Origin of the sequence: Brevibacterium sp. UMB1308A (assembly GCF_030230605.1) — a bacterium.
In the GTDB taxonomy this organism is placed as follows: Bacteria; Actinomycetota; Actinomycetes; order Actinomycetales; family Brevibacteriaceae; genus Brevibacterium.
Genome location: NZ_JASPDO010000049.1, coordinates 1 through 5,524 on the forward strand (window position 1 = coordinate 1; position 5,524 = coordinate 5,524).

General features: G+C 51.7%; 3 rRNA genes. All 3 read right to left on the reverse strand.

Annotated features, from left to right (window positions below):
• Positions 1–3: 3 nt before the first annotated feature.
• Positions 4–121: ribosomal RNA gene (gene rrf, locus QP868_RS11875) — 5S ribosomal RNA — on the reverse strand.
• A 153-nt stretch (positions 122–274) separates the two neighbouring features.
• A 23S ribosomal RNA gene (locus QP868_RS11880) occupies positions 275–3,348 on the reverse strand.
• A gap of 387 nt (positions 3,349–3,735) precedes the next feature.
• Positions 3,736–5,265, reverse strand: a 16S ribosomal RNA gene (locus QP868_RS11885).
• Together the 16S, 23S and 5S rRNA genes form the textbook arrangement of a ribosomal RNA operon.
• Positions 5,266–5,524: the final 259 nt, after the last annotated feature.

The following is a 5,524-nucleotide window of genomic DNA, read 5'->3' on the forward strand; positions in this document are numbered from 1 at the left end:
TTGTTGCGGCGGTTTGTTACTCTCCCACACCCTATCGAGTGCAGTACCATCACCGTGCTAGGTCTTAGCTTCCAGGTTCGAAATGGAGACTGGGCGTTTCCCCTAGGCCATGACCACCGCAAAATCTTTAATTATCCTCGTATTCACCGACACGAGGCCCGTGTTGGTTTGGGGACCGGCTAGCAGACGCGAAATCGTTTTGTACGCAGATTTAATGTTCCTTGTTGCAAGGAAGAGTATTCAATGTTTAACCAAAACCATAAAAAATTATGGTGTGTTATTGTCTTCGACACTTAGTACCAGTCAGCTCCACGTGTTACCACGCTTCCACACCTGGCCTATCAACCCGATCATCTCTCGGGAGTCTCACACACCCTCAAAAGAGTGTCAGGAATTCTCATCTTGGAGAGAGCTTCCCGCTTAGATGCTTTCAGCGGTTATCCCTTCCGAACGTAGCTAACCAGCCATGCCACTGGCGTGACAACTGGCATACCAGAGGTTCGTCCACCCAGGTCCTCTCGTACTATGGGCAGGACTCCTCAAAATTCCAACGAGCGCAGAGGATAGAGACCAAACTGTCTCACGACGTTCTGAACCCAGCTCGCGTGCCGCTTTAATCGGCGAACAGCCGAACCCTTGGGACCTGCTCCAGCCCCAGGATGCGACGAGCCGACATCGAGGTGCCAAACCATCCCGTCGATATGGACTCTTGGGAATGATCAGCCTGTTATCCCCGGGGTACCTTTTATCCGTTGAGCGATGCCGCGTCCGTACGCCGGCACCGGATCACTATTTCCGACTTTCGTCCCTGCTCGACCCGTCAGTCTCACAGTCAAGCTCCCTTGTGCAATTACACTCAACACCCGATTACCAACCGGGCTGAGGGAACCTTTGAGCGCCTCCGTTACTCTTTAGGAGGCAACCGCCCCAGTTAAACTACCCGCCAGGCACTGTCCCTGAACAGGATAACTGTTCGAGGTTAGACATCCAATATAAACAGAACGGTATTTCACTTGACGACTCCACCAAAGCTAGCGCCCTGGCCTCACAGTCTCCCGCCTATGCTACACAATCCACACCGAATGCCAATACCAAGGTATAGTAAAGGTCCCGGGGTCTTTTCGTCCTTCTGCGCTTAACGAGCATCTTTACTCGTACTGCAATTTCACCGAGCTCCTGGTCGAGACAGTGGGGAAGTCGTTACGCCATTCGTGCAGGTCGGAACTTACCCGACAAGGAATTTCGCTACCTTAGGATGGTTATAGTTACCACCGCCGTTTACCGGGGCTTAAATTCACCACTTCACCCCAAAAGGGTTAATGGATCCTCTTAACCTTCCGGCACCGGGCAGGCGTCAGTGCATATACAGCGACTTACGTCTTCGCATGCACCTGTGTTTTTGGTAAACAGTCGCTACCCCCTGGTCTGTGCCACCCCCAAAAGCTCCACCCGTAAAGAGTTTCACCATCAAGGGTCTCCCTTATACCGAAGGCACGGGAGTAATTTGCCGAGTTCCTTGACCAGGATTCGCTCGATCGCTTTGGTATACTCTACCTGACCACCTGTGTCGGTTTAGGGTACGGGCAGATATATCCTCTCACACCGAAGATTTTCTTGACACCAAGAATCACCAAAACACCAGTATAAAACCAGCGCGCATCACACCTCACCCTCACGTGGAACGGATTTACCTATCCCACAGGCTGCGTGCTTACCATGCCAAAACCACCTGACATGTCAGCTATCCCAATGCGTCACTCCTGTGCTGTCCTACTACAAACCAAGATCCCAAACACCAACACGCTCAACACCCCGAAAGATGAAAAACACGAAAGTGTGAGGTTAGTACAGTAAGCCTCGGAATGGTCGAGAATACACTGGTAGGAGAATATCAACTCCTTCATCCAATCGACTACGCCTGTCGGCCTCGCCTTAGGACCCGACTCACCCAGGGACGATGAACGTGGCCCTGGAACCCTTAGTCATCCAGCGGACGGGATTTTCACCCGTCTTTCGTTACTCATGTCTGCATTCTCACTTGTCTACAGTCCACAAACGTTTCCACGCCTGCTTCACCCCAGTAGACAACGCTCTCCTACCCAACCAGCCCTAAAGACTGATTGCCGCGTCTTCGGTGGTGTGCTTGAGCCCCGCTACATTGTCGGCGCGGAACCACTAGACCAGTGAGCTGTTACGCACTCTTTCAAGGATGGCTGCTTCTAAGCCAACCTCCTGGCTGTCTATGCGACTCCACATCCTTTCCCACTTAGCACACGCTTAGGGACCTTAGACGACGATCTGGGCTGTTTCCCTTTCGACAACGAAGCTTATCCCCCGCTGACTCACTGCCGGCCACCACTTCACAGGTATTCGGAGTTTGGCTGCTATTGGTACCCCATACGGGCCCGCAAGCATCCAGTAGCTCTACCCCCTGGAAACTAAAACCGACGCTGCACCTAAATGCATTTCGGAGAGAACCAGCTATCACGGAATTTGATTGGCCTTTCACCCCTATCCACAAGTCATCGCCCCAGTTTTCAACCTAGGTGCGTTCGGTCCTCCACAAAGTCTTACCCCTGCTTCAACCTGCTCAAGGATAGATCATCCCGCTTCGGGTCTAGAGTATGCAACTCAAACGCCTTTTAAAACTCGCTTTCGCTACGGATCCCCCACACGGGTTAACCTCGCTACATACCACTAACTCGCAGACTCATTTTTCGATAGGCACGCCGTCACCCCTCAAGGCTCCGACGGATTGTAAGCTCACGGTTTCAGAAACTATTTCACTGTCCTCCCGGACTACTTTTCACCTTTCCCTCACGGTACTCGTCCACTATCGGTCACATGGATATATTTAGACTTACCCAACGGTCTGGGCAGATTCACACGAAATTCCTCGAGTATCGTGCTACTTGGGACCATCATCAACAAGACAAAGCATTTACACCTACGGGGCCATCACCCTCTACAGCCAGGCATTCAATCCTGTTCAGCTCACACCCTGTTTTATCACTTGCCACCAGCCTGTCAGAACCAGTACGACAACATCCCACAACACCGATCATGCAACCCCTGACAAGTATCACACACAACCGGTTTGGTCTCCTCCGCTTTCGCTCGCCACTACTCACGGAATATCTTTTCCTGTAGGTACTGAGATGTTTCACTTCCCTACGTACGCCCCCAAAATTCTTGGGTACTGGGCATTCCTACCCAGTGAGTTTCCTCATTCAGACACCCTCGGATCACAGCTCGGTTGACAGCTCCCCGAGGCTTATCGCAGCCTCCCACGTCTTTCATCGCTCCCATGTGCCAAGGCATCCACCCTAAGCCCTTAACAACAAAAACACTGCTAAACACCTATCGAATACAATTCCTAGACAACAAATCATCACACTAAAATGATCACAAAACGATCGAACAACAAACCACTAAAAAAATTTAGAAGTTCAGTTCAATTACAACAACAATCAATAAAGATCATTGCTCGCGTCCACTATCCAGTTCTCAAACCACCACACCACACCACACAACCACAACACCAAACAGCATCGCACTCGTGACAGCGGGCTTGCTTCCAAAAAGCTGTCGCAATTTGGAAACCCAAAAGCATGCCCATACCACAACGTTTCAATAACTTCCACACCACACACAACCCCACACTCACAAAACAAGCATGGTCTCAAGTTGTGCCTAAAAACAAACCACACACAGTGGTCTCTCAAATCTCCGTAGAAAGGAGGTGATCCAGCCGCACCTTCCGGTACGGCTACCTTGTTACGACTTAGTCCCAATCGCGAACCTCACCTTAGACGGCTCCCCCAGCAAAAACTGTTAGGCCACCGGCTTCGGGTGCTGCCCACTTTCATGACTTGACGGGCGGTGTGTACAAGGCCCGGGAACGCATTCACCGCAGCGTTGCTGATCTGCGATTACTAGCGACTCCACCTTCACGGAGCCGAGTTGCAGGCTCCGATCCGAACTGAGACCGGTTTTCAGAGATCCGCTCCAGGTCACCCTATCGCACCTCGCTGTACCGGCCATTGTAGCATGCGTGAAGCCCAAGACGTAAGGGGCATGATGATCTGACGTCATCCCCACCTTCCTCCGAGTTAACCCCGGCGGTCTCTTGTGAGTTCCCACCATAACGTGCTGGCAACACAAGACAAGGGTTGCGCTCGTTGCGGGACTTAACCCAACATCTCACGACACGAGCTGACGACGACCATGCACCACCTGTGAAAACGCTCCGAAGAGACACCCCATCTCTGAGGCCATCGTTAACATGTCAAGTCTTGGTAAGGTTCTTCGCGTTGCATCGAATTAATCCGCATGCTCCGCCGCTTGTGCGGGCCCCCGTCAATTTCTTTGAGTTTTAGCCTTGCGGCCGTACTCCCCAGGCGGGATGCTTAACGCGTTAGCTCCGACACAGAACCCGTGGAAAGGGCCCCACATCCAGCATCCACCGTTTACGGCGTGGACTACCAGGGTATCTAATCCTGTTCGCTCCCCACGCTTTCGCTCCTCAGCGTCAGTAATAGCCCAGAGACCTGCCTTCGCCATTGGTGTTCTTCCCGATATCTACACATTCCACCGTTACACCGAGAATTCCAGTCTCCCCTACTACACTCTAGCCTGCCCGTACCCAGCGCCAATCCACCGTTAAGCGATGGACTTTCACACCAGACGCGACAAACCGCCTACGAGCTCTTTACGCCCAATAATTCCGGACAACGCTTGCACCCTACGTATTACCGCGGCTGCTGGCACGTAGTTAGCCGGTGCTTATTCAAAAGGTACACTCACTTGCGCTTGCTCCCAATTAAAAGCGGTTTACAACCCGAAGGCCGTCATCCCGCACGCGGCGTCGCTGCATCAGGGTTCCCCCCATTGTGCAATATTCCCCACTGCTGCCTCCCGTAGGAGTCTGGGCCGTATCTCAGTCCCAATGTGGCCGGTCGCCCTCTCAGGCCGGCTACCCGTCGAAGCCTTGGTAGGCCACTACCCCACCAACAAGCTGATAGGACGCGATCCCATCGCATAGCACTAAAACGTTTTCCCACACACCCATGCGAGCATGTGGAACATTCGGCATTACCACCCGTTTCCAGGAGCTATTCCAAACTACACGGCAGGTTAATCACGCGTTACTCACCCGTTCGCCACTCTCACCCCCCTAGCAAGCTAGAAAGGATCCCGTTCGACTTGCATGTGTTAAGCACGCCGCCAGCGTTCGTCCTGAGCCAGAATCAAACCCTCCACAAAAAAATCATGAAGAATCACAATACATGACTCACAAAAAATAAGAAAAATAACGAAAAACACTCTACAAAATAAAGCATTCAACGCACAAAAAACAACCAAACAACAAAATCATTCAGCTGTTACTGGCATTATCAAAACATAAAAAGTAGTACAAAACACGCTCTTGAGTTCTCAAACCACCACAACACAAACCAACCAAAACCCCAAACCAAAGAGAATCAGCCGCATCAGGCAGCGAATAAAAACAATACACCACCAC